The organism is Janthinobacterium sp. HH106, from assembly GCF_001758725.1.
Classification (GTDB): Bacteria; Pseudomonadota; Gammaproteobacteria; order Burkholderiales; family Burkholderiaceae_D; genus Janthinobacterium.
The window spans coordinates 149,441-174,268 of record NZ_LRIC01000048.1 but is presented as its reverse complement, the minus strand read 5'-3'; the positions used below and the strand labels follow the sequence as shown (position 1 = coordinate 174,268).

Annotated in this window: 29 protein-coding genes and 1 tRNA gene; 14 read left to right on the top strand and 16 right to left on the bottom strand. The window is 63.4% G+C overall.

Annotated features, from left to right (window positions below; all coding sequences use genetic code 11):
- Positions 1-33 precede the first annotated feature (33 nt).
- Both JAB8_RS18330 and gloA read left to right on the top strand, forming a co-directional pair.
- Complete coding sequence (locus JAB8_RS18330) at positions 34-456, top strand: OsmC family protein (protein WP_070220462.1); 423 nt, start codon at positions 34-36, stop codon at positions 454-456.
- A 112-nt stretch (positions 457-568) separates the two neighbouring features.
- Positions 569-976, top strand: a complete 408-nt coding sequence (gloA, locus tag JAB8_RS18325) for a lactoylglutathione lyase (protein ID WP_070290874.1) — start codon at positions 569-571, stop codon at positions 974-976.
- 4 nt (positions 977-980) lie between these two features.
- Here the strand turns inward: gloA and JAB8_RS18320 are convergent, their stop codons facing one another.
- On the bottom strand, positions 981-1,886 hold the full coding sequence (locus JAB8_RS18320; RefSeq protein ID WP_070290873.1) for a LysR substrate-binding domain-containing protein: 906 nt from the start codon (positions 1,884-1,886) through the stop codon (positions 981-983).
- 93 nt (positions 1,887-1,979) lie between these two features.
- On the opposite strand from JAB8_RS18320, the gene JAB8_RS18315 reads away from it, so the two are divergent.
- Complete coding sequence (locus JAB8_RS18315; RefSeq protein ID WP_070290872.1) at positions 1,980-2,447, top strand: DMT family transporter; 468 nt, start codon at positions 1,980-1,982, stop codon at positions 2,445-2,447.
- Positions 2,448-2,515: 68 nt separating this feature from the next.
- On the opposite strand, the gene JAB8_RS18310 is transcribed toward JAB8_RS18315, so the two are convergent.
- The 4 genes from JAB8_RS18310 to JAB8_RS18295 all read right to left on the bottom strand — a co-directional run bounded on the left by JAB8_RS18310 (position 2,516) and on the right by JAB8_RS18295 (position 5,811).
- Positions 2,516-3,856: a TolC family outer membrane protein gene (locus JAB8_RS18310; RefSeq protein WP_070290871.1), complete on the bottom strand. Its 1,341-nt coding sequence runs from the start codon at positions 3,854-3,856 to the stop codon at positions 2,516-2,518.
- A gap of 146 nt (positions 3,857-4,002) precedes the next feature.
- Positions 4,003-4,326: a rhodanese-like domain-containing protein gene (locus JAB8_RS18305; protein ID WP_034788759.1), complete on the bottom strand. Its 324-nt coding sequence runs from the start codon at positions 4,324-4,326 to the stop codon at positions 4,003-4,005.
- Positions 4,327-4,339: 13 nt separating this feature from the next.
- Positions 4,340-4,990 (bottom strand): protein-L-isoaspartate O-methyltransferase, encoded by a 651-nt coding sequence (locus JAB8_RS18300; RefSeq protein WP_070220472.1) that lies wholly within the window; start codon positions 4,988-4,990, stop codon positions 4,340-4,342.
- Between the two features lie 170 nt (positions 4,991-5,160).
- Complete coding sequence (locus tag JAB8_RS18295) at positions 5,161-5,811, bottom strand: TetR/AcrR family transcriptional regulator (protein ID WP_070220474.1); 651 nt, start codon at positions 5,809-5,811, stop codon at positions 5,161-5,163.
- A gap of 327 nt (positions 5,812-6,138) precedes the next feature.
- Between JAB8_RS18295 and JAB8_RS18290 the strand changes: the two genes are divergently transcribed.
- Positions 6,139-7,008, top strand: coding sequence for a head GIN domain-containing protein (locus tag JAB8_RS18290; protein ID WP_070290870.1), 870 nt, complete (start codon positions 6,139-6,141; stop codon positions 7,006-7,008).
- A 137-nt stretch (positions 7,009-7,145) separates the two neighbouring features.
- Positions 7,146-7,406 carry a YkgJ family cysteine cluster protein gene (locus JAB8_RS28240; protein WP_070220477.1) on the top strand — a complete coding sequence of 87 codons (261 nt, stop codon included), beginning with the start codon at positions 7,146-7,148 and terminating at the stop codon, positions 7,404-7,406.
- A 9-nt stretch (positions 7,407-7,415) separates the two neighbouring features.
- Here the strand turns inward: JAB8_RS28240 and JAB8_RS18285 are convergent, their stop codons facing one another.
- From JAB8_RS18285 to JAB8_RS18260, 6 genes are read right to left on the bottom strand one after another with little or no spacing between them, the layout of a single operon-like run.
- Positions 7,416-8,444 (bottom strand): alcohol dehydrogenase, encoded by a 1,029-nt coding sequence (locus JAB8_RS18285; protein WP_070291059.1) that lies wholly within the window; start codon positions 8,442-8,444, stop codon positions 7,416-7,418.
- 26 nt (positions 8,445-8,470) lie between these two features.
- Positions 8,471-9,583, bottom strand: coding sequence for an FAD-dependent oxidoreductase (locus JAB8_RS18280; RefSeq protein ID WP_175445215.1), 1,113 nt, complete (start codon positions 9,581-9,583; stop codon positions 8,471-8,473).
- Positions 9,544-10,254 (bottom strand): cupin domain-containing protein, encoded by a 711-nt coding sequence (locus JAB8_RS18275; RefSeq protein ID WP_070290868.1) that lies wholly within the window; start codon positions 10,252-10,254, stop codon positions 9,544-9,546. The genes JAB8_RS18280 and JAB8_RS18275 overlap by 40 nt, the downstream gene beginning before the upstream one ends.
- Positions 10,255-10,288: 34 nt before the next feature.
- Positions 10,289-10,633: a carboxymuconolactone decarboxylase family protein gene (locus tag JAB8_RS18270; RefSeq protein WP_070290867.1), complete on the bottom strand. Its 345-nt coding sequence runs from the start codon at positions 10,631-10,633 to the stop codon at positions 10,289-10,291.
- 51 nt (positions 10,634-10,684) lie between these two features.
- Positions 10,685-10,966 (bottom strand): hypothetical protein, encoded by a 282-nt coding sequence (locus tag JAB8_RS18265; protein WP_070220486.1) that lies wholly within the window; start codon positions 10,964-10,966, stop codon positions 10,685-10,687.
- Between the two features lie 60 nt (positions 10,967-11,026).
- Positions 11,027-11,800: an SDR family oxidoreductase gene (locus JAB8_RS18260; protein ID WP_070220755.1), complete on the bottom strand. Its 774-nt coding sequence runs from the start codon at positions 11,798-11,800 to the stop codon at positions 11,027-11,029.
- 223 nt (positions 11,801-12,023) lie between these two features.
- On the opposite strand from JAB8_RS18260, the gene gcvA reads away from it, so the two are divergent.
- The 8 genes from gcvA to JAB8_RS18220 all read left to right on the top strand — a co-directional run bounded on the left by gcvA (position 12,024) and on the right by JAB8_RS18220 (position 20,907).
- Entirely contained in the window at positions 12,024-12,956 is a 933-nt protein-coding gene (gene gcvA, locus JAB8_RS18255) for a transcriptional regulator GcvA (RefSeq protein WP_070290866.1), read from the top strand.
- A 97-nt stretch (positions 12,957-13,053) separates the two neighbouring features.
- On the top strand, positions 13,054-13,824 hold the full coding sequence (locus tag JAB8_RS18250; RefSeq protein WP_070290865.1) for a DeoR/GlpR family DNA-binding transcription regulator: 771 nt from the start codon (positions 13,054-13,056) through the stop codon (positions 13,822-13,824).
- Positions 13,825-13,856: 32 nt separating this feature from the next.
- The gene (locus JAB8_RS18245) at positions 13,857-15,005 is read left to right on the top strand and encodes an MFS transporter (protein ID WP_070290864.1); all 1,149 of its coding nucleotides are present in this window, start codon (positions 13,857-13,859) and stop codon (positions 15,003-15,005) included.
- Positions 15,006-15,160: 155 nt separating this feature from the next.
- Positions 15,161-16,006 carry an undecaprenyl-diphosphate phosphatase gene (locus JAB8_RS18240; RefSeq protein ID WP_070220493.1) on the top strand — a complete coding sequence of 282 codons (846 nt, stop codon included), beginning with the start codon at positions 15,161-15,163 and terminating at the stop codon, positions 16,004-16,006.
- A 6-nt stretch (positions 16,007-16,012) separates the two neighbouring features.
- Entirely contained in the window at positions 16,013-17,836 is a 1,824-nt protein-coding gene (gene recQ, locus JAB8_RS18235; protein ID WP_070220494.1) for a DNA helicase RecQ, read from the top strand.
- Positions 17,836-18,318 carry a hypothetical protein gene (locus JAB8_RS18230; protein WP_070290863.1) on the top strand — a complete coding sequence of 161 codons (483 nt, stop codon included), beginning with the start codon at positions 17,836-17,838 and terminating at the stop codon, positions 18,316-18,318. Before recQ ends, JAB8_RS18230 begins: the two co-directional genes overlap by 1 nt.
- Before the next feature lie 44 nt (positions 18,319-18,362).
- Complete coding sequence (locus JAB8_RS18225; RefSeq protein ID WP_070290862.1) at positions 18,363-19,343, top strand: LysR family transcriptional regulator; 981 nt, start codon at positions 18,363-18,365, stop codon at positions 19,341-19,343.
- Between the two features lie 277 nt (positions 19,344-19,620).
- Positions 19,621-20,907 carry a Glu/Leu/Phe/Val dehydrogenase gene (locus JAB8_RS18220; protein WP_070220497.1) on the top strand — a complete coding sequence of 429 codons (1,287 nt, stop codon included), beginning with the start codon at positions 19,621-19,623 and terminating at the stop codon, positions 20,905-20,907.
- A gap of 178 nt (positions 20,908-21,085) precedes the next feature.
- Here JAB8_RS18220 and galE read toward each other — a convergent pair whose 3' ends face one another.
- Positions 21,086-22,105, bottom strand: a complete 1,020-nt coding sequence (gene galE, locus JAB8_RS18215) for a UDP-glucose 4-epimerase GalE (protein ID WP_070290861.1) — start codon at positions 22,103-22,105, stop codon at positions 21,086-21,088.
- Between galE and JAB8_RS29565 the strand changes: the two genes are divergently transcribed.
- On the top strand, positions 22,065-22,256 hold the full coding sequence (locus tag JAB8_RS29565) for a hypothetical protein (protein ID WP_175445214.1): 192 nt from the start codon (positions 22,065-22,067) through the stop codon (positions 22,254-22,256). The genes galE and JAB8_RS29565 overlap by 41 nt on opposite strands.
- Before the next feature lie 5 nt (positions 22,257-22,261).
- Here JAB8_RS29565 and trmB read toward each other — a convergent pair whose 3' ends face one another.
- From trmB to rfbC, 4 genes are all read right to left on the bottom strand, one after another.
- The gene (trmB, locus tag JAB8_RS18210) at positions 22,262-22,942 is read right to left on the bottom strand and encodes a tRNA (guanosine(46)-N7)-methyltransferase TrmB (RefSeq protein ID WP_070290860.1); all 681 of its coding nucleotides are present in this window, start codon (positions 22,940-22,942) and stop codon (positions 22,262-22,264) included.
- A 92-nt stretch (positions 22,943-23,034) separates the two neighbouring features.
- Positions 23,035-23,108 (bottom strand) — tRNA-Gly (locus JAB8_RS18205).
- Positions 23,109-23,354: 246 nt separating this feature from the next.
- Complete coding sequence (gene rfbD, locus JAB8_RS18200) at positions 23,355-24,227, bottom strand: dTDP-4-dehydrorhamnose reductase (RefSeq protein WP_070290859.1); 873 nt, start codon at positions 24,225-24,227, stop codon at positions 23,355-23,357.
- A gap of 39 nt (positions 24,228-24,266) precedes the next feature.
- Positions 24,267-24,812, bottom strand: coding sequence for a dTDP-4-dehydrorhamnose 3,5-epimerase (gene rfbC, locus JAB8_RS18195; protein WP_070220504.1), 546 nt, complete (start codon positions 24,810-24,812; stop codon positions 24,267-24,269).
- Positions 24,813-24,828: the final 16 nt, after the last annotated feature.

Here is a 24,828-nt window from a genome sequence, read left to right as displayed (position 1 = left end):
TGATGGACCTTCGAACCACGCAAGGAGTACATCATGAAAAAAACAGGATCAGCCGTCTGGAGTGGCGGCCTTAAGGATGGCAAAGGATTTATTTCCACCCAAAGCGGCGCACTCGACAATGTGGCCTATGGTTTCAACACGCGCTTCGAAGACGGTCCCGGCAGCAATCCGGAAGAACTGATCGGCGCGGCCCACGCGGCCTGCTTTACCATGGCACTGTCCGGCCAACTGGGCGAGGCGGGATTGCGCGCCACGGCCCTGAAAACGACAGCCGACGTCAGCCTGGAAAAAATCGATGGCAGCTATGCCATCACGGCCGTGCACCTGACCTTGGTGGCCACCATCCCCGGTGCCACCGACGAAGCGTTCCAGGACGCGGCCCTGCGCGCCAAGCTCGGCTGCCCCGTATCGAAGTTGCTGGCCACAGAAATCACTCTGGACGCCCGCCTGGAGTAAGCCCGCCACCGTCCGCCGCCCCGGTACCAGCGGGCGGCAAGGGCGGTCTCGGCAAGAAAGCCGTAAAACGCATAAAATCCTGCCATTCCCCTCTCACCCTCAAGGATTTACGATGCGTATTTTGCACACCATGTTACGGGTCGGCGACCTGCAGCGCTCCATCGACTTTTACACGAACGTCCTGGGCATGAAGCTGCTGCGCACCAGCGACAATCCGGAATACCAGTACACGCTGGCCTTCGTCGGCTATGGCGCGAATCCCGACCACGCGGAACTGGAACTGACGTATAACTATGGCACCACCAGCTACGAGCTGGGCACGGCGTATGGCCACATCGCCATCTCGGCCGACGATATCGTCGCCGCTTGCGACGCGGCACGCGCGAACGGCGGCAACGTCACGCGCGAACCGGGCCCCGTCAAGGGCGGCAACACGGTCATCGCCTTCATCACCGACCCGGATGGCTACAAGATCGAATTGATCGAGCGCAAGTTCGACGGCCAGGGCGGAGGCCTGTAACACCTCAGCCTGGCTCGGCGGCCGACGCAATGGCCGCACGCAGCCAGGCGATCCCCGCATCGCCGTCCGTGCGGCGGTGCCGTATCGCTTCAAACGCAAACGGCGCGATGGCAAACGGCGCGGAGCACAGCGCCAGCCCCTGCGCCTCAATGCCCTGCAAGGCACGCCGCGCCACCGTCAATATCAGATCCGTCCCCATCACGACATCCGGTGCGACCGTCCAGTACGGCACGCGCACGGCGATGCGGCGCGCCTGGCCCAGTTGCGCCAGCGCTGCATCGACTTCGGCCGCCATGCCGCCTTCGCCGGACGCCACCAGCACATGGGGGCGCGCCAGATAGGTCTGCAAGCTCAAGCTCTCGCCCGGCGCCAGGCTGGCCGGATCGAGCGCGCACATGAACGTTTCCTCGAATAAGGTTTCCCTGTGCAACTGCTCGGGCAGTTGCGGGAACACGCCCAGCGCCAGATCGATCTCGCCATCCTGCACGCCGGCCACCACGGCAGAACGGCTGGCATAGCTGACGGCCACGTCGATGCCGGGCGCTTCCACGCGCAAACGCCGCAGCAAAGCGGGCAAGATCAATGCCGCACCGTAATCCGACATGGCCAGGCGAAACACGCGCTGCGCCGTGGCCGCCTCGAAGACGGCGCCACCGAGCACGGAGCGCACGCTCTGCAGGGCTTCGGCCAGCGGCCGCGCCAATTCCAGGGCGCGCGCCGTGGGCTGGAAACCGCCTTTGCCGCGCAGCAGCAACGGGTCGTCGAGCAGATGGCGCAGGCGCGCCAGCGCATGGCTGACGGCAGGCTGGCTCATGTGCAGGCGTTCCGCCGCGCGCGACAGATGGCGTTCGCTCAGCAGCGCATCCAGGATCACCAGCAAGTTCAAATCGACGGCGCGCAGATTATTCATTTGGTGCATAGTTAGCTGACAAAATACGAATTGGATTTAATGATGACAGCATAATACGATGACTGCATCAACTCAACACGCAGGGAGTCGCACATGCACGGATGGATCACCTTGTTTGCCCCGCTGGCCATGCTGGCCGGCGCCGTCGTCCCTTTCCAGGCGGGCGCGAATGCGGCGCTGGACCGCAATCTGGGCCACCCGCTATGGGCCACCATCGCCTCGCTGGCCGTCAGCGCCGTGCTCGCGTCGCTCGTGATGCTGGCCTGGCGCGTGCCGGCGCCCGATTTGCACCTCGCCGTGCGCGGGCCGGGCTGGTCCTGGCTCGGTGGCGCGGCCGGCGTGTTTTATATTACGGCCGCGCTGATGCTGGCGCCGCGCATGGGTTCCGGCCCCTTCATGGCAGCCGTCATCGGCGGGCAGATGCTGGCCGCGCTGGCCATCGACCGCTACGGCTTGCTGGGTTTTGCCGTCAAGCATATTTCTCCGCTGCACTGGGCCGGCGCGGGCCTTGTGGTGGCCGGTGTCGTGCTGACCCAGTTCGCCAACAGCCGCGCCGTGTGAGCACACGTCAAGGCGAAAAAAAACCAGCGCCGTTGCCGGGGCTGGTTTTCATGTAGAGCAGAGCGCGCTTACTTGACGAGCAAGGCGTTGACGGGCATCAAGTCCGTTTCCTTCAGGGTGCCGGCGGCGGCCTTCAGGCGCAAGCCGTTCATGATGGTGTCGTAGCGGGCTTTCGACAGGTCTTTTTGCGTCGAGAACAATTGTTTCTGCGCATTCAAGACGTCGATATTGATGCGCACGCCCACTTGATAGCCGAGCTGGTTCGACTCCAGCGCCGACTTGCTCGACACTTCCGCCGCTTCCAGCGCCTTGACTTGCGCCAGGCCGCTGTTGACGCCGAGGAACGCCTGGCGCGCGCCTTGCGATGCCGTGCGGCGTGCCGTTTCCAGATCGTTGCGGGCCTTGTTTTCCAGCGCGATCGATTCGCGCACCTTGCTCGTCACGGCAAAGCCGCTGAAGATGGGGATGCTCCACTGCACGCCGATGGCGTTGTTGTTATTGCCGCTGCCATTGCCGCCACCGGACGTGTAGGTGTGGCCCGTGTTGGCGATCAGATCCAGGGTCGGATAGTGGCCGGCGCGGTTGCGGCCGATGTCACGCTTGGCCGATTCCACGTTGAACTGGGCCGTGACGACGCTGTAGTTCTGCTCTTCCGCCGAGCTCACCCACGGCTCGATGGCGGCCGGTTCCGGCGCGCTGATGACCACGCCCGCGCGCATTGGCGCCAGGCTCGTCGGCGCTTCGCCGATGATGGTTTGCAGGGCGCTGCGCTTGTTGGCCAGGTCATTGATGGCGGCAAATTCCTGCGCCACCACCAGGTCATAGGCCGCTTGCGCTTCGTGCGTGTCGGTAATTGTTTGCGTGCCGACTTCGAAGTTGCGCTTGGCCGATGCCAGCTGCTCCGTCGTGGCCACTTTTTGCGCCTGCGTGGCGCCCAGGTTGTCCTGCGCGCTGAGCACGTCGAAATACGCTTGCGCCACGCGCGTGATCAAGTCTTGCTGGACTTGCGCAAATTGCGCTTCGGCAATCGCCTGCGCCAGCTTGCTTTGCTGGTAGGTTTCCCAACGGTCCCAGCGGAACAGCGGCTGCGCCAGGGTCAGGTTGTAGCTGTTCGCGCGGACGTTGACGGACGGCGAAGTGATCTTGTTGCCGCCATTGTTCTGGATGATCTGTTCCTGATTGCCGCGCGTATTGCTGCCCGAGGCGGAGATTTGCGGCAGCAAGCCTGCCAGCCCCTGCGGAACCCGCTCCATCCCGGCAGACAGGGCCGCGCGCGCGCTGGCGTACTGCGCGTCATTGGCCAGCGCCTGCTGGTACACCTGGATGAGATCGGCCGCCTGCGCTTGCAGCGAGCATGTCATCGAGACAAAGGCGCTGGTCATCAGCACGGCGATAAGGGGTTTCCGCATTGCATTTCTCCGTTGGAGTCGTCAAAAGTTGATGGAATCAAAAATCGGTTACAGCCTGCCTGGCGGCCGCGCCGGCAGGAGCGGGGTACAGGCCTCCGCAGGCATGCAGAAAAACATGCCTGGAAGTGCATCTACTGCGAATTCACTTAGTATTTCGGCATGGCGCTGTCGACTTGCAGCGCCCAGGCATGCACGCCGCCTGTCAAATTACTGATCTTGCCAAAACCATTGCGCTCCAGGAAGGCCGCCACTTGCATGCTGCGCATGCCGTGATGGCAAATGCAGACGATTTCGGCGTCTTCATCGAGGTCATCGATGCGCGCGGGAATCGAGTTCATCTGCATCAAGGTGGCACCGTCGAGGTGGCACAGGTCGAACTCCCACTGTTCCCGCACGTCCAGCAAGAACGGACGCGGGCGGGAAGGGTCAGCCAGCCAGGCGGCCAGCTGCGGTGCACTCAAATGCTCCATCGAATCGGTCGCCTCAGAACTGGAAATGCGACGGTGCCACGGCTTGCAGCGGCGTGACATTGGTTTCAAACAGCTTGCGCGTGTCATAGGCTTTGTCCGAGCTGCGCGTGATCAGGTGCGCCGACATGATCGGCGCTTCGCCGATGATGGCCAGGATGCGGCCACCGACTTTGACTTGTTGCAACAGCGCTTCCGGCAGCACGGCCAGGGCGCCGGACACGACGATCACGTCGTAGGGTGCACCCTTGCTCCAGCCCTGGGCGCCGTCGCCCAGTTCCACGGTCACGTTGGTCACGCCGTTGGCGGCCAGGTTCTGCTCGGCCAGGGTTTTCAATTGGGGAACGATTTCCACGCTCGTCACATGACGCGCCTTGTGCGCCAGCAACGCGGCCATGTAACCGCTGCCGGTGCCGATTTCCAGAACATTTTCATGCTTCTTGACGGCTACGTCTTGCAAAATACGCGCTTCCAGCTTTGGCGTGAACATGCATTCGCCGCCGCCCAGTGGAATTTCCGTATCGACGAAGGCCAGGTTTTTATAGGCGGCCGGCACGAAATTTTCACGCTTGACCACGTTCAACAGCTCCAGCACGTCGATATCCAGTACGTCCCATGGACGGATCTGCTGTTCGATCATATTGAAGCGGGCTTGTTCGATATTCATCTTTGGACTCGGTAAGTGAAGTAATAATCCGCCATTTTATCGTTGAACTGGCTGAAAGCACATGTTAACCATAAAGGCGGGGAATGGAGGAAATTTGCGACGATCTGCAGATTTGGGGGGGCGAACCTTGGAAAAGGGGTAACTGAACGGTAGTAGCCAGGCCCGGTGCATCAGCTTTTCCCGGGCGCCTCCGCCTGCAGGCTGCGCAAGCTCATGTCGATAAAGGCATCCATATAGGCGAGCGGATCGATATCCTTGACCTCGCACGGCACGAAGGAGTGCGTCCACATCATGAGCATGGTGACGGGTGCGCTGAGGATGGTGCTGACCAGCACGGGATCGATCTGGCGGAATTCGCCCCGCTGCATGCCCCGTTCCAGCAGACTGACGATCAGTCCATTGCCGCGCGCGACGACTTCTTCGTTGTAAAACTGCGCCAGTTCCGGGAAATTGTTCGCTTCGGCCAGCATCAGCTTGGTCAAACCGGCCAGTTTGGTGGCGCCGAATTCTTCCCACCACTGCATCATTACCTTGCGCAACAATTCGGCGCTGCTGCTGTCCGAAGCGGCCATGCTGTCTTCCGCCTCGCCGATCGACTGCACGATATTGTCGCGCACGACGGCCTTGAACAGCTCTTGTTTATTCTCAAAGTACAGGTACAGGGTGCCTTTCGACACGCCCGCCCGCTTGGCCACATCTTCCAGGCGCGTCGATGCAAAGCCCCGTTCGACAAACAGGTCGAGGGCGGCGGCGAGCAATTCCTGCGGGCGGGCATCCTTGCGCCGCTCCCAGCGGGGCTTGGTATCAATCGGGGCTTGCATGTGTCTTTCCAAATAACTTACTTTTGAGTCATTAATAGTAGCCCTGTCTACGGGCAAGGTCAAGCACGGGCGAGGCGGGGCACCGCCCAGCATGCCGAACACGGGTATTGTACGCTCCGTACCGGCATTGGCGACACCTCCTCTGGCGCCTGACCTGTGGCGCTGGGTGAACCAGAATGCGTTTCAGCCCCCGTTTTGCGCAGTTCATCGCATTGGCGTTCAGCAAAGACAGACGCTTTGCTATCTTGACATCGACAGCACGGCAGCCGCGGCGCGGCAGCCGGCTTACTTCTTGTCCTGAACTAAAACAATCATAAAGGAAACACCATGCGTACCTTGCTGGCCCTGTGCTGTGCCCTTGCCCTCGGCGGTTGCGCCATCGTCATCCACCCCAACGATGGCGAAGTACGCCATGCCGATTCGGGTAGCAATGCCATCCAGGGCAACGAGCAAGTGAGCCGCGACGTGCGCCAGGTCAGCAACATCAACACGCTCGACATCGACAGCATGAAGCGCATCGATATCAAGATCGACGTGCGCGTGGGGCCGGCAACATCGCTGGTGATCGAAGCGGACAGCAATCTGCAGCCGCGCATCCATAGCGAAGTGAGCGGCAATACCCTGCGCATCTGGAGCGATACGAACATTCGCAGCAGCAATGGCATCCACGTCATCTACACGACGCCGCAAATGAGAAAGATCAACATCTCCGGCTCGGGCCGCCTGGTGGCCAGCGGTTTCAATGGCGACGATTTCAGCCTGGAGCAGCGCGGTTCGATGAAGAGCGAATTGTCGGGTACGGTGGGACGCTTCGACGTGGCCAACAATGGCTCGGGCAGCATCAACGCGGCGGCCCTCGCCAGCGGCAACACGGATGCGGTGCAAAACGGCTCGGGCAACATCCAGCTGGGCAGCGTGCGCGGCGAACGCATCAACGTGGCCGTCAACGGCTCGGGCAGCATCAGCGCCAGCGGCGCCGTGCAGCGTCTCGACGCCAACGTGAATGGCTCGGGCGACATCAACCTGGCTGCCCTGCGCAGCGACGTTGCCTATCTGGCGAGCAACGGTTCCGGCGACATCGACGTGACCGTCCAGAATGAAGTCAACGCCCGCGCCAGCGGTTCCGGCCGCATCACCGTGCATGGCGATCCGGCCCGCCGCACCCTGTCGGGCAAGCGCGTCAGCATCGTGCGCTAGGCAAGCGGCGGGAAGCGGCAGGCCGCGCCGACTTGCTATACTGTCGGCCCCTGATCCCTTTCCAGCCATCGCCATGCCGTCCTGCGCCTGCTCCCTGGCAGCCGGATGGCAAGCTGGTCGTCCACTAAAGAATAACCATGAACTGCCGCGACCACTGCGGAGCGTGCTGCATCGCTCCCTCCATCACCAGTCCGATACCGGGCATGCCGAACGGGAAACCCGCTGGCGTCCGCTGCGTGCAGCTGGGAGACGATAGCCGCTGCCGCATTTTCGGACAGCCGGAACGGCCGGCGTTCTGCGCAGGATTGCAGCCGTCGGCAGAGATGTGCGGCGCCAGCCGCGAACAGGCGATACGCTGGCTCGACGACCTGGAGCAGGCAACGGCGCCGCAGACTTGAAGAGAATGCCTAGGCCTTCGGCAACATGGTCAGCACCATGCGGAACTTGACGTCCCCGGACTGCATGCGCTGACAGGCTTCGGCCGCACGTTCCAGCGGCATGGTTACGATACGCGGACGCACGCCGGCCAGCACGCTGAAAGCAAGCGTCTTTTCATTGTCATACGGCGTGCCGGTGATCGAGCCGAGCACGCCGCGTTCGCCCACCACCAATTTACCGGAAGACACGAGCAGCGGATCCTTGCCCGCGCCCAGCACGACCAGCCGTCCGGCTGGCGCCAGGCCATCCATCAGCGCCGTCACGGCGGCCGCGCTGGAGACGGTGGTGATGACCGCCTGCGCCCCGCCATGCGCTTGCAGCACGGCGGCCGCATCCTCGGCCAGGCTGTCGACATACACGTGCGCGCCCAGCTCCAGCGCGTCCTGCGCAATATCGCCGCCGCGCCCGATCGCCACCACCTTGAAGCCCATGCGGCGCGCATACTGCAAGGCCATATGCCCCAGGCCGCCGATGCCCAGGATGGCGACCGTATCGCCCGCCTGCGCCCCGCTCTTCTTGAGCGCATTGAAGGTGGCGAGTCCGGCGCACAGGATGGGCGCCGCCTCTTCCGCATCAAGCTGCCCGGGAATCGATACCAGGCCGGTGGCGCGCGCCAGCATCATCTCGGCATAGCCGCCGTCGCGGCTGGCGCCCACGAACGGCTGGTCCTGACATAACTGGAAACGGCCTTGGCGGCAGGGCGGGCAGGCGTTGCAGTGGCCGCCCAGACGGCCGACGCCGACGCGCTGGCCGATTTGCCAGATGCCCGGCGTGTGTTCGCCCAGCGCGACGATGCGCCCGACCACCTCGTGACCGGGCACGCGCGGCGGCTGCAGCGCCGGGTCGGCGCCGTCGATATCGGCGCTGTCGGCGCCACAGATGCCGCAGGCTTCGACGGCGATCAAGACTTCGCCCACGCCAGGCAGCGGCGTGGCGCGCTCGACCAGTTCCAGCACGCCAGGGCGGCTCACTTGCATGGCGCGGTAAGTGGCTTTCATCTTCATTTCTCCTTCGTTGAGTTAGGTCACGGAATCGCCGGGCGCTGCTGCGCCGCTTGCCAGGCTTGCACGCCCAGAGCGGCCGCCTCGACCGCGCCGGCCAGATAGCCGGGAAAGCGCGGCGACCATTCGCTGGCGATGGCCGTCAGGCGGCCCTGCCAGGGACCGGCCGCAGGCGCCGCTGCCGGGGCGTGAGCGTGCTCGCCGCCGGCGTCGAGGTCGGCAGCGGTGGCGGTCAGCGCATCCTGCGACCAGTCCTTGATGGCATCGGTGCGCGGCGCGGCAGCTTGCGGGCCGAACAGCCGTACCAGCTGGGCCCGGCAATGCGCCAGCAAGACCCCATCGTCCAGGCGCTGGCGCGTGCGTGCCGGCATGGCCAGGAAACCAAACAGGGCAGCGCTGCCGCCCGGCATCGAGGCATCATGGATCTCGCCCAGCGGCCCGCTCTGGCTGCGCGCCGAACCGGACAAGCCCTGTTCGCGCCAGAACGGCCGCTCGTAGACGGCGACGTACTTCGCATGGGGCGCCATCCAGGTGGCGGTGGCGGTCCACTCGCGCGCCAGCGCCGCAGGCAGGGCCGGCTCGTACGCGATACCGGCGGCAGCCAGGCGCGGCGGCAATGCCAGCAGCACGTGGCCGGCGCGCCACGCGGTGACGGCGCCCGCCGCATCCGCGCTCGCCACTTCGACGTGCTCGGCCGCATGGCGCAGGCGCAGCACCTGTTGTCCGGTGACGACGCGCGTGCTGCGCAAGGTGCCGTGCAAGGCATCGGTCAGCGCATTCATGCCGCCAATCAGGCGCATCGATGGCGGCGCGCTCGCGTACGTGCGCATGCGCACCGGCGCCTCCCCTGCGGCGCGCTGGTACAGCATGTCGCCCTGGTCGTACTGGGCGAAGCACTGCAGCCCCAGCCCGTCGACCAGCTGGTGCAGCGCGCACTGCTGCTCGGGCCAGAACCAGGCCGGGCCCAGGTCGAAGCGGTCGCTGCCGCCAGCTGCCTGCATGCCGGCGATACGCCCGCCGATGAAATCGCGCGCTTCGAGCACGACGACATTGGCCACGCCCAGCCGCTCCAGCAAGTGGGCCGCGTACAGGCCGCTCAGGCCGGCGCCGATAATGATGATGCGTGCGTGTTGCATGCTGATCCTTTCAAAGTCGCGTCCGCCACATGCCGGACTTTCAGGTAAACGGTGGCTCCCTGCGCACCGGCAACGATGGCGGGCAAGGTGCCGGCAGGCAGGCGCATCCAGCTGCGCGGCGCGCAGGCATGCTGGCGTGCGCGCACCTCGCCCTCGAGCACCAGCAGTTCCTGGCTGCCATCTGCCTCGGCCAGCAAGGCTTCATGCGGCATCAGCCGCTGCAGGCTGACCTGCTCGGCAGCATCGTCGAACAGCGGACAGACGGCCCGCCCCCGCTGCTCGCGCCAGTTGGCGGGGTCGCGGGTGTCGATGCGGACGTGGCGCTGTTCGCGCGGCTGCATCTGCTGCAACTTGACGAAGATCACCGCCCCCGCGCCGCTCGACGGCCGGTGGCTGGAGCCGGGCGGATTGCGCAAATACCAGCCGGCGGGATAATCCACGCCGTCTTCGGAAAACGTGCCGTCGAGGACCAGGATTTCCTCGCCGCCCGGATGCCGATGCGGCGGGAAGAAGGATTCGGGCGCATAGCGCACGATGCTCGTTGCGCGCGCTTGCTCGGCGCCGATGCGATCGAGCATGATGCGCTCGACGCCGCCCTGCGGCGACGCGACCCAGCGGTACTGGTGCGGCGCCAGGATGACGGGGCGCGAAAAATCGGCATTGATCAGCATGACAAACTTCCAAGTTGAAAAAAACGGCCAGCGCTTACTGATTCGGCAGCTGTTGGTAGGCTTCCATCACGCGCGCCGAATACGTCAGCGCGGCGCCCGTATTGAGCGCGATCGCCACGCCGAGCGCTTCGGAAATTTCTTCCAGGGTCGCACCGGCTTCCACCGCTTTCTTCGTGTGCACCGAGATGCAGCCGTCGCAACGCGTGGTGATGGCCACCGCCAGCGCGATCAGTTCGTGGATCTTCGGCGCCAGGTGGCCGGTCTTGGCGGCGGCGCCGTCGATGGCCATCACGCCGCGCATCACGTCGGGGCTCTGCGCGGCGTAATCGCCGACTTTTTCCAGCAGGGAGTCGCGGTAGGTGTTCCAGTCTTGCATCATGATTTTTGCTCCAAAAAAGGGAATAGTAGGTAGCAGCGGGCGGGTGCCCGCTTACGCCACGGTATAAATGCGCACGTCGGGCGCCGCGTCCAGCAGCGGCGTGAGCGCCACCACCACGTCGCTGTTGAACAGCGCGCTTTGCAGATAGGCATTGGCGTTGCCCACGCTGTCGAAGCCATGCAGCACTTGCACGTCTTCCTCGCGGATCAGCAATTGCTTCGACTGCGCGCCCGCGATGCCGGCCAGGAACGGCGCCTTGTACTGCTGATAGACGCCAGCCGCCGCGGCGCGGTTGGCGTTGGCGATCTTGAGGGTGATTTGCAGATAAGCCATGCGATGCTCCTTGATGATCAGGTGAAGAAAAGGCGGGCAAGGCGGGCTTGCCCCAGGTATTTAGTTGCGGCCGGCCATCACGCCGCCATCGACGTCCCACACCGCGCCGGTCACCCAGGCAGCCTTGTCGGACAGCAGAAACGCCACCACTTCCGCCACGTCCAGCGGCGTGCCCACGCGGCCGATCGGGTGGAAACCGTTGAAGCCCTGCAGCGCCTCATGGACCTCCGCCTTCGGAATAAAACCTTCGTAGATCGGCGTCTGCACGACGGCTGGCGAGACGGCGTTGACGCGAATCTGCTTCGATGCCAGTTCCATCGCCAGATGCTGGGTCAGCGAGTGCAGGCCGGCCTTGGCCATCGAATACGCCGACGATGGCGTGGCGGCGATCGCCTGCTTGCCCCACATCGAGCCGATGTTGACGATAGACCCAGGGCGTCCGCCGGCGACCAGGTGCGCGGCCACCTTTTGCGTGATGAAGAACAAGGCCTTGTTGAGATTCATATACTGGTCGTAGTCGGCGGCGCCGTGTTCGAGGAACGGTTTGGGGAAGAACACGCCTGCCGCGTTGACCAGCAGATCGATGTCCGCATGCTGTTCGTCCAGCGTTTTGAGCAGCGCGGCCAGGCCCGCGTCGCTCGACAGGTCGGCGGTCACCGCCCACACCGTGCCGAGCGCCGACAATGCCTTGCGCGCCTCTTCGGTTTTCTCTGCGCGGTGGCCGACGATCACGGCGCTGCCGCCTTGCTCCAGCACCACGCGTGCCGTCGCCAGACCCATGCCGCTGGTGCCACCCACAACCAGCAGTTTCTTGCCTTCGAATTGCTTGCTCATTTTCATTCCTTTCCTATGCCCGCCGTCAGGCAGGCGCTGTTGAAGAAAAACTTCCGGGCAGTTGTGTACTGCCGCGATGCAATGCATTCTGCGCTTGGCGGCGAACGGGAACAAACCAGATTAAATGTCAGTCATTGAAAGAAAATCTTTAGTGGCACGGCTGCGGAGTGACTAAAATAGCCACGCAGAGACGCACAATCACGCGACACCATGGAAGAAAATCATGAAGACACCGATCCATCTGAACGCCTTGCGGGCATTCGAAGCCAGCGCCCGCCACCAGAGCTTTTCAGCCGCCGCCGCTGAACTCAACGTCAGCCCCGCTGCCGTGGGCCAGTTGGTGCGCGCCCTGGAAGACTGGCTGGGCGCGCCGCTGTTCCATCGACACACGGCGGGCAAGACGCGGCTGGTGGCGACGCAGGCCGCGGAGCGCGCGCTGCCGGATTTGCGCGCCGGCTTTGATCGCTTGCTGCTGGGTCTGGAAAGGCTCAAGGAAGGTTCGCTCAACGGGGTGCTGACGGTGACCGTCAGTCCCGCCTTCGCCGCCAAGTGGCTGTTGCCACGGATTGAACGCTTTCAATCGGTCTGCCCGGAAACCGACGTGCGGCTCGATACCAGTCTGAAGCCCGTCGATTTCGTCTCGCAACGCATCGATATCGGCGTGCGCTACGGCACCGGCAACTGGCCGGGACTGAGCGCCGACAAATTGATGGATGAAGAAGTCTATCCCGTGTGTTCGCCCGCGTTTCTGCAACAGCATGCGCCATTGCGGCAGCCGGCCGACCTGGCGCGGCAAACGCTGATTCACGACCTGTCGATGGATGGCCATAGCGATTTTCCAACGTGGGAAGCGTGGCTGCAGAAGGCGGGCGTGCGCGATAGCGCCGCCTCGCGCGGCATGAAGATCAACAATTCGGCGGCGGTGCTGCAGGCGGCGGCCGAGGGCCATGGCGTGGCGCTGGCGCGCAGCGTGATGGCGCATGACGATATCGCCTCCGGGCGGCTGGTACGCCTGTGCGGCGCGATGACTTTTCTTTCGCCGCTGGCCTACTACGTGGTCTACCGGCCGGAGTCCGCAGGCCTGCCGCGCCTGGAGACCTTTCGCGGCTGGCTGCTGGAAGAGGCAGGCAAGCAGGCCGCCGCGGTTGCACGGTAAGCCAGCCGTTGGCCGCCGTGACGCGCAGATAAGCATTGACCGCGCTTGCACGTTTGCGTATATTTATGCTCATTCCTGCACGTTTTAATTAAAATCCATGTCCGCCACTCTGCTCCTCAAACAACGCCACGCATTGATCCAGCAACAATTACATGCCGACGGCAGGGTGCTGGCGCTGGACCTGGCGCGCCAGCTCGATGTGTCCGAAGACACGATACGGCGCGACTTGCGCGAGATGGCGGCGGCCGGCCTGTGCCAGCGCGTGTATGGCGGCGCCCTGCCGCTGGCGCCCGATGGCGGCACTTTGACGCAGCGCAAGCAGGAAGCGCCCGAGCGCAAGGCGCGCCTGGCGCAGGCGGCCGTGTCCCTCGTGCGCACGGGCCAGGTGCTGTTTCTCGATGCGGGCTCGACCAACCTGGCCATCGCCGGCGCCTTGCCGCAGTTGGCGCTCACTGTCATCACGAATGCTCCCGCGATCGCCATGGCACTGATGGAACGTCCCGAAATCGAGCTGATCATGGCTGGCGGCCGGGTCGACCGCCGCGCCGGTGCCAGCCTGGGTCCGCAAGCGCTGCGCACGGTCGAGCGCATGCATCCCGACCTGTGCTTCCTCGGTGCCTGCGGTGCCGACGCGGACGCGGGCGTGACGGCGTTCAACTATGACGAAGCCGAGTTCAAGCGCAGCATCGCCGGCGCCAGCAAGGCGGTCGTCGTGGCCGTCACCAGCGACAAGCTGGGCACGGCCGCGCCCTTCGGCGTACTGGCCACGGGCTTGCTGCAGCACCTGGTGCTCGAAGCCGATGCCGACGCTGCCCACGCGGCTGCCTTTGAACGACTGGGCGTGCAAGTGTTGCGCGCCCACGCCTGACTTATCCACCCCGACTCTTGAAAAGCTCCCCCATGCATCTCACCGGCACCCTGCAACAACGCGCCACGCGCCTGGTTTTCTTCGCCGCCGGCCTCGGCATGGCCGCCTGGGCCCCCCTGGTTCCCTATGCCAAGGCGCGCCTGGGCCTCGATGAAGCGACGCTCGGCATTTTGCTGCTGTGCCTGGGCGCCGGCTCGCTGTGCGCGATGCCGTTTACGGGCATGCTCACGGCCCGCTTCGGCTGCCGCAAGGTCATTGTCGGCGCCGGCCTGCTGCTGACCGCCATCCTGCCCGGCCTGGCGCTGGCCGCCACGCCGCTGCAACTCGGCCTGGTGCTGCTGGTGTTCGGCGCGGCCATGGGCACCTTCGACGTGGCCATCAATATCCAGGCCGTGATCATCGAAAAAGCCAACGGCGGCGCCATGATGTCGGGTTTTCATGCGCTGTTCAGCGTGGGCGGCTTTGCCGGCGCGGCCTGCATGGCCCTGCTGTTGTGGCTGGGACTGACGCCGGCCTGGTCCTGCGCGGTGGTGATGCTGCTGCTGTGCGGCGTGCTGGGCGCGGCGCAAGGCCATCTGCTGCCGACGGCGTCCGCCTCCGGCGAAAAGACGCCGCTGTTCGTCATGCCGCATGGCGCCGTCATTTTCATCGGTCTGCTGTGCTTTATCGTCTTCCTGGCCGAAGGCGCGATTCTCGACTGGAGCGCCCTGTTCCTGACCACCACGCGCGGCGTGGAAGAAGCCAAGGGCGGTCTCGGCTACGCCGCCTTCGCCATCGCCATGACGGTGGGCCGCTTCACGGGCGACAAGGTGGTCACACGCTTTGGCGGCAAGCGGGTGCTCACTTTCGGCGGTCTGTGCGCGGCGGCAGGCTTCTTCCTGGCCGTGCTGGCGCCGCATGCCAGCCTGGCCATGGCCGGCTTCGTGCTGATCGGTCTGGGCGCGGCGAACATCGTGCCCATCCTGTTCACGGCGGCGGGCCAGCAACATGCCATGCCGGCCAGCCTGGCGGTGGCGGCCATCACCACCATCGGCTATGCGGGCATCCTGGCTGGTCCGGCCGTGATCGGCTTCGTGGCGCACGCCACCAGCCTGAATATCGCCTTCGCCATGCTGGGCGCCGCCCTGCTGCTGGTGGCAGCCAGCGCACGCCTGGTGGCGCCGGCCAAACAACGTTCCTGATCCTCCTTCTGCCTGTCGGACGATGCTAAAAAAGCGCCGCCCGACAGCGCCCAAATCGGCTCGACGGGCCTGCGGCATGGTAAGCTTCGACCCCGCGCACATTGCGGGCGCCACGCACTTACCCCATCCTGCCACTTATACCCGTTTATACATCTATGGATCTCATTCTTGCGCTAAAAGCCATCATCATGGGGCTGGTCGAAGGTTTTACCGAATTCTTGCCGATTTCGTCCACGGGACATCTGATCCTGGCCGGCAGCCTGCTCGACTTTACCAAGGATGTCTCGAAAGAAGTCATGGATGTCTTCGAGATCGCCATCCAGGCCGGCGCCATCCTTGCCGTATGCTGGGAATACCGCCAGCGCATCGGCAGCGTGCTGTCTACCTTCGGCAGCGAAGCGAAGTCGCGCAAGTTCGTGCTGAACGTGGCCATCGCCTTCCTGCCACTGGCGGTCATCGGACTGGCTATCGGCAAGATGATCAAGCATGCGCTTTTCAAGCCCGTTCCGGTCGCCATGGCCTTCATCATCGGCGGCATCGTGATTTTGCTGGTGGAGCGTCGCGCGCGCACCAATCCCGTCACCGTGCGCGTCAACTCGGTCGACGAAATGACGCCGTTCGACGCATTGAAAGTGGGCTGCGCGCAGGCCTTCGCGCTGATTCCCGGCACCAGCCGTTCCGGCTCGACCATCATCGGCGGCATGCTGCTGGGACTGTCGCGCAAGACGGCTACCGAATTCTCGTTCTTCCTGGCCATCCCCACCCTGCTGGCGGCCACCGCCTATTCTCTGTATAAAGCGCGCGACATCCTGTCGGCCACCGACGTGCCCCTGTTCGGCCTGGGCACCGTGGCCGCCTTCATTTCCGCCTTCCTGTGCGTGCGCTGGCTGCTGCGCTATATCAGCTCGCACGACTTCACGTTTTTTGCCTGGTACCGCATTGTGTTCGGCTTGCTGGTGTTGGCCAGCGCCCACTACGGCTGGGTTGTTTGGGCAGAATAAGGCACTATGAATCAAGATCTTAACCAGCGCGCGCTGCACCTGCTGCAAACCGTTTTCGGCTACCCGGCCTTCCGCGGCCAGCAAGCCGACATCGTCGACCACGTCAGCCATGGCGGCGACGCGCTGGTATTGATGCCCACGGGCGGCGGCAAGTCGCTGTGCTACCAGATTCCCGCGCTGCTGCGCGATGGCGTCGGCGTCGTCGTCTCGCCGCTGATCGCACTGATGCAGGACCAGGTGGACGCGCTGGAAGAAGTCGGCGTGCGCGCCGCCTTCCTGAACTCCACCCAGACCTACGAAGAAGCGAGCCGCATCGAGCGCCTGGTGCGCACGGGCGGCATCGACGTCGTCTACGTGGCGCCCGAGCGCCTGATGACGCAGCGCTGCCTTGACCTGTTCCAGGCGTCGAAGATCTCCCTGTTCGCCATCGACGAGGCGCACTGCGTAGCCCAGTGGGGCCACGACTTCCGTCCCGAATACATCAAGCTGTCGGTGCTGCACGAGCAGTTCCCGGACGTGCCGCGCATCGCGCTCACGGCCACGGCCGACCCGCAGACGCGCGCTGAAATCGCGCTGCGCCTGCAGCTGGAAGACGCGCGCCAGTTCGTCTCGTCCTTCGACCGCCCGAACATCCGCTACCAGATCGTGGAAAAGGCGAATGGCCGCAAGCAGCTGCTCGACTTCATCAACACGGAACACGCGGGCGACTGCGGCATCGTGTACTGCCTGTCGCGCAAAAAAGTCGAAGAGACGGCGGAATTTCTGAACCAGAGCGGCATCCGCGCCCTGCCCTATCACGCCGGCATGGAGTACGCCAAGCGCAGCGCCAACCAGGCGCGCTTCCTGCGCGAGGAAAACATCGTCATGGTCGCCACCATCGCCTTCGGCATGGGCATCGATAAGCCCGACGTGCGCTTCGTCGCGCATCTGGATCTGCCGAAAAGCATCGAGGGCTATTATCAGGAAACGGGGCGCGCGGGCCGCGACGGCATGGCCGCCAACGCCTGGATGGCGTACGGCTTGCAGGACGTGGTGCTGCAGCGGCGCATGATCGACGAATCGGAAGCGGACGACACCTTCAAGCGCGTGCTGGGCGTGAAGCTCGACGCCATGCTGGGCCTGTGCGAAACGCTCAGCTGCCGCCGCATGCGATTGCTCGAATACTTCGGCGAACCGGCTTCGCCGTGCGGCAATTGCGACACCTGCCTGGTGCCGCCCGTGTCGTTCGACGGCACGGTGCCCGTGCAAAAACTGCTGTCGGCCATCTACCGCGTCGACCAGCGCTTCGCCGGCGGCCACGTGATCGACGTGTTGCGCGGCGTGGAATCGGAACGCATCAAGACCTGGCACCACGATTCGCTGTCGGTCTTCGGCATCGGCTCGGACCTGGGCGAAGCGGAATGGAAATCGATTTTGCGCCAAGCCATCGCGCTCGGCCTCGTCTCGGTCGACCATGAACAATACAGCTCGCTGAAACTGACGGACGCCTCGCGCCCCGTGCTCAAGGGCGGCCAGAAGGTGCAGCTGCGCCAGTACCAGAAACCGGTGAAAACCAGCAAGCGCAGCACCAGCGTGGCGAAGGGTTATGTCGAGACGGACTTGTCCACCAGCGAGCAGGCGATCTTCGACAAACTGCGCTGGTGGCGCGTGGAAACGGCGCGCACCCACAACGTGCCCGCCTACGTGATTTTCGTCGACGCCACCCTGCGCGAAATCGCCAAGGCCAAGCCCACCTCGCTCGAGCAGATGCGCGGCGTGAGCGGCGTGGGCGAGAAAAAACTGGCCTCGTACGGCGACGAAATCGTCGCCATGATCCTGGAGATGATTTAATGGAAGCACTCTCGCCCGACCTGATTTACCAGGCCGTGAAAATCCTCGGCGCCCAGCCTGACGCAGAAGACGCGGTGGAAGCGCAAGTACGTACCCTGGTCGGCGACGACCTGACGGTGCGTCGCCTGGCCGACGTGGTGCCGGAAGCCTTCGGCCTGGTGCTGGTGTCGCACCTTCCCGGCGCCGAAAACATGACCTTGCCCGCCACCTTCCGCGCCCAGGACGAGGACGGCGAATGGGTGGAGTTCCCCTTGCGCCGCGAGCCGATCTTTGTCGTCGCCGCGGATATCGCCCAGCATACTTTCCACAACGGCCCGCGCGCCCTGATAAAAAATCTCGCCGACCGCAGCTCCTTGCTGTCGGCCATCAACAAGGCCTTGAACGCGGGTGGCTCGCTCGATGGCACGACCCTGGGTCCGCCCTCCTTCTTCGGCCTGCCGGCATCGCTGTACCGGCCGGCGGCATCGGCCGAGACGCCCTGACCACTCCACCTAGCCCCTGCCCTTGACAAGAGAACGCCGCCGCGATGGAAACCAAATGGCTGGAAGACTTCATCTCGCTCGCTGAAACGCATAATTTCAGCCGTTCCGCGGCCCTGCGCCACGTGACCCAGCCGGCCTTTTCGCGGCGCATCCAGTCGCTGGAAAACTGGCTCGGCATCGACCTGGTCGACCGCACCTCGTACCCGACGCGGCTGACGCCCGCTGGCGCCGTGTTCTACGAGCAGGCGCTGGAAATGCTGGGGCAGATCAACGGCGTGCGCGCCCTGTTGCGCGGCAAGCGCGCGGCCACGCAAACGAGCGTCGACTTCGCCGTGCCGCACACCCTGTCGCTGACCTTCATGCCGAAATGGCTGACGGCGCTGGAAGAAGGTTTTGCGCCGATCAACAGCCGTTTGATGGCCCTGAACGTGCACGACGCCGTACTGCAGCTGGTCGACGGCGGCTGCGACCTGCTGCTGTGCTATCACCATCCGCGCCAGCCGGTGCAGCTCGATCCGGGCCGCTACGACATGCTGGTGATGGGCCGCGAAACCCTGCGCGCATATGCGCGCTGCGGCCAGGACAAGGTGCCGGACTTCGTCCTGCCCGGCAGCGCCAGGGAGCCGCTGCCCTTCCTCTCCTACACCAACAACGCCTACCTGGGGCGCATGGTGGAACTGCTGCTGGCCGACGCCAAGGCGCCCCTGTTCCTGGAAACCTGCTACGAAACGGACATGGCCGAAGGCTTGAAAATGATGGCGCTGGAAGGCCGCGGCATCGCCTTCCTGCCCGAATCGGCCGTCATGCGCGACGTCAAATACAAGCACCTGGCACGCGCCGACGGCGGCGCGCCTGGCTGGGAAATCGAGCTGGAAATCCGCTTGTACCGCGAGCGCCCGTCCAGCCTGCGCCCCGGCAAGCAGATCGTCGAAAGCCTGTGGCAATACCTGGTGCAGGTGCAGGAAAGCGCCGCGCGCGGCGGAAAAAAACGCCGGCGCGCGGCTGTCACCACCATTCCATCCTGACCTCCTAACTATGCAATAAATGCATAACCGGATGCGCACAAAGCATTGGCCGGGGCATGAGGCTATCGCCTACGATGCGGTTCCGCTGCGCGCAACTCAATTGATTGCGCCTACCACAGCATTTTTGAATGCCAGGAAAAATCGTAGCGAGCGGCAGTGATTTGTGGCCGAGAAGCGCAGCTGTACCAAGGTACAGCGAGCATCGCCGGCCGCAAAGCACGACGCGCAGTAGATTTTTCGGCATTACACCACCGTTTTGTCCAGGAGCTTATCAAGCATGACCAGCAAGCACGCACTTCCTTCCTACCTCAATCCTGAAGACCTGGGCCCATGGGGCGTCTACCTCGAGCAGATCGACCGCGTCACGCCGTACCTGGGCAACCTGTCGCGCTGGGTGGAAACGCTGAAGCGTCCAAAGCGCATCCTGACGGTCGACGTGCCTATCGAGCGCGATGACGGCACCATTGCCCACTACGAAGGCTACCGCGTGCAGCACAATCTGTCGCGCGGCCCGGGTAAAGGCGGCGTACGCTTCCACCAGGACGTGACCCTGTCGGAAGTGATGGCCCTGTCGGCCTGGATGACGGTCAAGAACGCGGCGGTCAACGTGCCATACGGCGGCGCCAAGGGCGGTATCCGCGTCGATCCGAAGACCCTGTCGCGCAACGAACTGCAACGCCTGACCCGCCGCTACACGAGCGAGATCAGCATGATCATCGGACCGAACAAGGATATCCCGGCGCCGGACGTCAACACGAATGAACAAGTCATGGCGTGGATGATGGACAGCTACGCCATGATCGGCGGCAATATGTCGACCGGCGTGGTGACGGGCAAACCGATCTCGCTGGGCGGCAGCCTGGGTCGCCGCGATGCGACGGGCCGCGGCGTGTTCGTCGTCGGTTGCGATGCGGCCGCCAAGGTCGGCATGTCGCTCGAAGGCGCGAAAGTCATCGTGCAAGGTTTCGGCAACGTGGGCGGCGTCGCTGCCCGCATGTTCGCTGAAGCCGGCTCGAAAGTGGTCGCGGTACAAGACCACAAGACCACCGTCGTGCATTCCGGCGGCTTGAACATCCCGCAATTGCTGGCACACGTGGCCGAAGTGGGCAGCGTCGAAGGCTTCCCGGGCGCCGAGGCATTCGTGCCGCGCGAAGATTTCTGGGGCATCGATTGCGACATCCTGATCCCGGCCGCGCTGGAACAGCAGATCACGGCCGAACGCGCACAAGTCATCCGCGCCAAGATCATCCTGGAAGGCGCCAACGGCCCGACCCTGCCTGCAGCGGACGACATCCTGACCGACCGCGGCGTGCTGATCGTGCCAGACGTGCTGGCCAACGCCGGCGGCGTGACCGTCAGCTACTTCGAGTGGGCGCAGAACTTCTCGAGCTTCTTCTGGACGGAAGAAGAAATCAACAGCCGCCTGACCCGCATCATGCGCGAAGCGTTCGACGCGGTATGGCAAGTGTCGCAAGAGAAGAAAGTGTCGATGCGTACCGCCACCTTCATCCTGGCGTGCACGCGCGTGCTGCAGGCGCGCGAAGTACGCGGCCTGTATCCATAATGGCTGCCTGAGAAAATGCCCGGGGCGTTGTTGCCTGCCCCTCGCCGTACTGGCGTACTGTCTTCGGATTTGCGCCTGGCCCCAGACATTTTTCAGGCGCCATTGAGTTACTGGCGCTGTTAAAAAAATCCCGCCACACTTGCGTGTGAGCGGGATTTTTTGTATCTGGCGGACTTTTTTACGCCGCGTAGCCTTGCGGATTCTGGTGCTGCCAGCGCCAGTGGTCGCGGCACATGTCGTCGATGTTTTTCTGCGCTTGCCAGCCCAGCAATTGCTTCGCCTTGTCGGCCGAGGCGTAGCAGCTGGCGATGTCGCCGGGGCGGCGCGGCACGATGTCGTATGGCACCTTGCGGCCGCTGGCGGCCTCGAAGGCGCGTACGGTATCAAGCACGCTATAACCGTGACCCGTGCCCAGGTTGACGGTAAAGCCGCCCTCGGTGGAGAACAGGCGGTTCAACGCCGCCACATGGCCCAGCGCCAGGTCGACCACGTGGATGTAGTCGCGCACGCCCGTACCGTCCGGCGTGTCGTAGTCGTTGCCGAAGACGGCCAGGCGCTCGCGGCGGCCCACGGCCACCTGGGCGATGAAGGGCATCAGATTGTTCGGGATGCCGGCCGGATCTTCGCCGATCAAGCCGCTGGCATGCGCGCCGACGGGATTAAAGTAGCGCAATACACCGACTTGCCATTGCGCATCGGCATGCACGAGATCGGCCAGGATCTCCTCGACCATCAGCTTCGAGCGGCCGTACGGATTGGTCACGGACAGGCGCGACGATTCCACGATCGGCAAGGCTTCCGGATCGCCATACACGGTGGCCGACGAGCTGAACACAAAACGCTTCACGTTCGCCGCCGCCAGCACTTCCAGCAGCGCCACGGTGCCCGACACATTGTTGTCCATGTACATCAGCGGCTGGGCCACGGACTCCCCCACGGCTTTCAAGCCGGCGAAATGGATCACCGCATCGATGGCATGCTCGCGCAAGACGGCGGCCATGGCCGTGCGGTCGCGCACGTCCGCTTCATAGAAGGGCACGCTTTTGCCGGCAATGCGCTCCACGCGCGCCATCGCTTCGCGCGCGCTATTGCACAGATTATCCACCGCGACCACATCAAAACCGGCAGCCAGCAATTCGACACAGGTATGCGAACCGATGAAACCGGATGCGCCGGTCACGAGTATTTTCTTGGACATAATATCAATCAATGCAAAAAAGATAAGACTAGCGGAATTTCCCCGCTTTGCCAAGCCCGCACAAGGCTGCGCACGTAATAAAAAAGCCCGCCGCATTGCTGCGGCAGGCTTCATTTTTATGCAAATGGCAGGGGTGGGCAAGCCGCCATAATGTGTTTATTTCTTGATGAACACCAGATCCCACACGCCATGGCCCAGCTTCAAGCCGCGGTTTTCAAACTTGGTCAGCGGACGATATGCCGGTTGCGGCGCATAAGCATCGGCGCTATTGCACAGTTGAGGCTCGGCGCCCAGCACGTCCAGCATTTGCACCGCGTAATCTTCCCAATCGGTGGCGCAATGCAGATAGCCGCCCGGCGCGAGGCGGTCGGTCAATTGCTTGACGAATGGCGACTGGATCAAACGACGCTTGTTGTGGCGCGCCTTGTGCCATGGATCAGGGAAAAACACATGGATGCCGGCCAGCGAATTGGCTGGGATCATGTGCGTAAGCACTTCCACCGCATCGTGCTGCAGCAGGCGCAGATTCGTCAGCGACTCTTCGCCGATCAGCTTCAGCAGGCTGCCGACGCCAGGCGTATGCACTTCGACGCCGATGAAATCCTTCTCCGGCATGGCTTTGGCGATATGCGCCGTCGTCGCGCCCATGCCGAAACCGATTTCCAGGATCACGGGCGCCTTGCGGCCGAACACCTGCTCGAAGTCCATGGACTCCTTGGCGAATGGCAACAGGAACTGCGGCCCCAAGGTCTCAAGCGCGCGCGCCTGCGCGACAGACAGCCGTCCCGCGCGGGTGACAAAACTGCGGATGCGGTGTTCGGTCGGATCGTACATCATCGGCCGCGCCGGGCCGTTTGCTGGGGTATCAGAAGACATGGGAATGGAGAAATAAGTAGCCGCGCCGCATCAAGCCAGGCGCCAGCGAAAAATGGAGCGGGTGAAGGGAATCGAACCCTCGTCGTAAGCTTGGGAAGCTTCTGCTCTACCATTGAGCTACACCCGCGAAGCCTGCATTTTACGCGGGATGGCGAGTACTTGGCAAATTTGTGGAGTGCCGCGCATGGCTGCGACGTCCTCTTCAGGACCTGGACCATATGGCAAACATGGATATCGTTTTCAACGATCAGGTCTTTGGACTTCCGGTCGTTGGCCAGCATTCTGTCGGCTCCGCCTAAGCAGCTCGGGGCCTGGCTTGCCCCGCTAGTTCAGCTTTACAACGGCAATTGTTTCTCTTACATGTTTTATATCCTCAGTCCTGGCATAGCTTCAACGCATCCTGCCACTGCGGCAATCCGCAGAAGGTCTTCTTCAACCGTTCCGAAGACAGCACCGAATTGGCAGGCCGCCGTGCGGGTACCGGGTAGGCTTGCGCGAGTATCGGTCTGAGACGCGGCTTCTTGGCAATCGAGGCATGTGCCATGATCGCCTCAGTGAAGCCGAACCAGCTGGTTTGTCCCTGTGCCGTCAAGTGATATAAACCAGAGCGTTTGTCCCACCATGCTTGGCGGTTCGTGGCAACGACGCTTTGCGCCACGATATGCGCGGTGGTGTCGGCGATGGTGCGGCTCCAGGTGGGTGCACCGACCTGGTCGGAAACGATACTGAGCTCGTCGCGCTCCTGCGCCAGGCGGAGCATGGTCAGCAGAAAGTTCTTTCCATGCATGCTGTAGACCCAGCTGGTGCGCAGGATCAGATGCGGGATGCCGGCTGCCTGGATCGCCTGTTCGCCGGCCAGCTTGCTACTGCCGTACACATTGACAGGGCACGTCGGATCGGTCTCGACATAGGGACCGTTTTTCGATCCATCAAAGACATAATCAGTGCTGTAATGAATCATTGCAGCACCTAATTTTTTTGCTTCCTCGGCCATGACAGCCGGCGCCTCGCCATTGATGCGCATGGCCAACTCTGGCTCGCTTTCCGCTTTGTCGACGGCGGTGTAGGCGGCCGGGTTGACGATCAGCGTCGGCTTGAGGCGGCGGATCATGTCGCGTACCTGGGTCAAATCGGCCAGATCCATCTGCCTGCGGTCGAGCGCGATGATTTCTCCCAGGCCTTGCAGGCTGCGTTCCAGTTCGTAGCCAACCTGGCCGGTTTTTCCTGTAATTAAGATACGGATCATAATTGTTCCAGTGAATGCGGCACGGCTGTCTTGCCGTGCTCAGGCAAAGACGTCGGCATGGGCCAGCAACGTCGCGGCTTTGTCCTTGCCCGACAAGAGCGGTTCGCCGTCCAGCGGCCAGTCGATGCCGATTGCCGGATCATTCCACAAGATACTACGCTCAAATTCCGGCGCCCAGTAATCGGTGGTTTTGTACAAAAATTCAGCGTTGTCGCTGGTTACCAGGAAGCCGTGGGCGAAGCCTTCGGGAATCCATAGCTGGCGTTTGTTGGCAGCCGACAGCACCACGCCGACCCAGCGACCGAAGCTTGGCGAATTTTTACGCAGGTCGACGGTGACGTCGAATACTGCGCCGGCGGTGACGCGCACCAGTTTGCCTTGCGGCTGCTGGATCTGATAATGCAGGCCGCGCAACACCCCCTTGGCCGACTTGGAATGATTGTCTTGCACGAAAGAGCGCGTAACGCCGGTCAGTTCGGCAAAGCGCTTCTGGTTAAAGCTTTCATAGAAAAAGCCGCGGTCGTCACCGAATACCGTCGGTTCGAGTATCAATATGTCAGGTATGGCTGTGGTCTGGATTTGCATGGTATATCGGTATCGT

Excerpts from the sequence above, each read along its gene's own strand:
- JAB8_RS18245 (WP_070290864.1), top strand. The coding sequence starts at position 13,857 with ATGCATCTCACCGGCACCCTGCAACAACGCGCCACGCGCCTGGTTTTC.
- JAB8_RS18300 (WP_070220472.1), bottom strand. The coding sequence starts at position 4,990 with ATGAATATCGAACAAGCCCGCTTCAATATGATCGAACAGCAGATCCGT.
- JAB8_RS28240 (WP_070220477.1), top strand. The coding sequence starts at position 7,146 with ATGAACTGCCGCGACCACTGCGGAGCGTGCTGCATCGCTCCCTCCATC.
- trmB (WP_070290860.1), bottom strand. The coding sequence starts at position 22,942 with ATGATGTACGATCCGACCGAACACCGCATCCGCAGTTTTGTCACCCGC.
- JAB8_RS18270 (WP_070290867.1), bottom strand. The coding sequence starts at position 10,633 with ATGATGCAAGACTGGAACACCTACCGCGACTCCCTGCTGGAAAAAGTC.
- JAB8_RS18330 (WP_070220462.1), top strand. The coding sequence starts at position 34 with ATGAAAAAAACAGGATCAGCCGTCTGGAGTGGCGGCCTTAAGGATGGC.
- JAB8_RS18230 (WP_070290863.1), top strand. The coding sequence starts at position 17,836 with ATGGAAGCACTCTCGCCCGACCTGATTTACCAGGCCGTGAAAATCCTC.
- rfbD (WP_070290859.1), bottom strand. The coding sequence starts at position 24,227 with ATGATCCGTATCTTAATTACAGGAAAAACCGGCCAGGTTGGCTACGAA.
- JAB8_RS18305 (WP_034788759.1), bottom strand. The coding sequence starts at position 4,326 with ATGGAGCATTTGAGTGCACCGCAGCTGGCCGCCTGGCTGGCTGACCCT.
- JAB8_RS29565 (WP_175445214.1), top strand. The coding sequence starts at position 22,065 with ATGAAACCGGATGCGCCGGTCACGAGTATTTTCTTGGACATAATATCA.
- gcvA (WP_070290866.1), top strand. The coding sequence starts at position 12,024 with ATGAAGACACCGATCCATCTGAACGCCTTGCGGGCATTCGAAGCCAGC.
- JAB8_RS18320 (WP_070290873.1), bottom strand. The coding sequence starts at position 1,886 with ATGAATAATCTGCGCGCCGTCGATTTGAACTTGCTGGTGATCCTGGAT.
- JAB8_RS18280 (WP_175445215.1), bottom strand. The coding sequence starts at position 9,583 with ATGCAACACGCACGCATCATCATTATCGGCGCCGGCCTGAGCGGCCTG.
- JAB8_RS18225 (WP_070290862.1), top strand. The coding sequence starts at position 18,363 with ATGGAAACCAAATGGCTGGAAGACTTCATCTCGCTCGCTGAAACGCAT.
- JAB8_RS18265 (WP_070220486.1), bottom strand. The coding sequence starts at position 10,966 with ATGGCTTATCTGCAAATCACCCTCAAGATCGCCAACGCCAACCGCGCC.
- gloA (WP_070290874.1), top strand. The coding sequence starts at position 569 with ATGCGTATTTTGCACACCATGTTACGGGTCGGCGACCTGCAGCGCTCC.
- JAB8_RS18290 (WP_070290870.1), top strand. The coding sequence starts at position 6,139 with ATGCGTACCTTGCTGGCCCTGTGCTGTGCCCTTGCCCTCGGCGGTTGC.
- galE (WP_070290861.1), bottom strand. The coding sequence starts at position 22,105 with ATGTCCAAGAAAATACTCGTGACCGGCGCATCCGGTTTCATCGGTTCG.
- recQ (WP_070220494.1), top strand. The coding sequence starts at position 16,013 with ATGAATCAAGATCTTAACCAGCGCGCGCTGCACCTGCTGCAAACCGTT.
- JAB8_RS18260 (WP_070220755.1), bottom strand. The coding sequence starts at position 11,800 with ATGAGCAAGCAATTCGAAGGCAAGAAACTGCTGGTTGTGGGTGGCACC.
- JAB8_RS18295 (WP_070220474.1), bottom strand. The coding sequence starts at position 5,811 with ATGCAAGCCCCGATTGATACCAAGCCCCGCTGGGAGCGGCGCAAGGAT.
- rfbC (WP_070220504.1), bottom strand. The coding sequence starts at position 24,812 with ATGCAAATCCAGACCACAGCCATACCTGACATATTGATACTCGAACCG.
- JAB8_RS18315 (WP_070290872.1), top strand. The coding sequence starts at position 1,980 with ATGCACGGATGGATCACCTTGTTTGCCCCGCTGGCCATGCTGGCCGGC.
- JAB8_RS18275 (WP_070290868.1), bottom strand. The coding sequence starts at position 10,254 with ATGCTGATCAATGCCGATTTTTCGCGCCCCGTCATCCTGGCGCCGCAC.
- JAB8_RS18220 (WP_070220497.1), top strand. The coding sequence starts at position 19,621 with ATGACCAGCAAGCACGCACTTCCTTCCTACCTCAATCCTGAAGACCTG.
- JAB8_RS18310 (WP_070290871.1), bottom strand. The coding sequence starts at position 3,856 with ATGCGGAAACCCCTTATCGCCGTGCTGATGACCAGCGCCTTTGTCTCG.
- JAB8_RS18250 (WP_070290865.1), top strand. The coding sequence starts at position 13,054 with ATGTCCGCCACTCTGCTCCTCAAACAACGCCACGCATTGATCCAGCAA.
- JAB8_RS18240 (WP_070220493.1), top strand. The coding sequence starts at position 15,161 with ATGGATCTCATTCTTGCGCTAAAAGCCATCATCATGGGGCTGGTCGAA.
- JAB8_RS18285 (WP_070291059.1), bottom strand. The coding sequence starts at position 8,444 with ATGAAAGCCACTTACCGCGCCATGCAAGTGAGCCGCCCTGGCGTGCTG.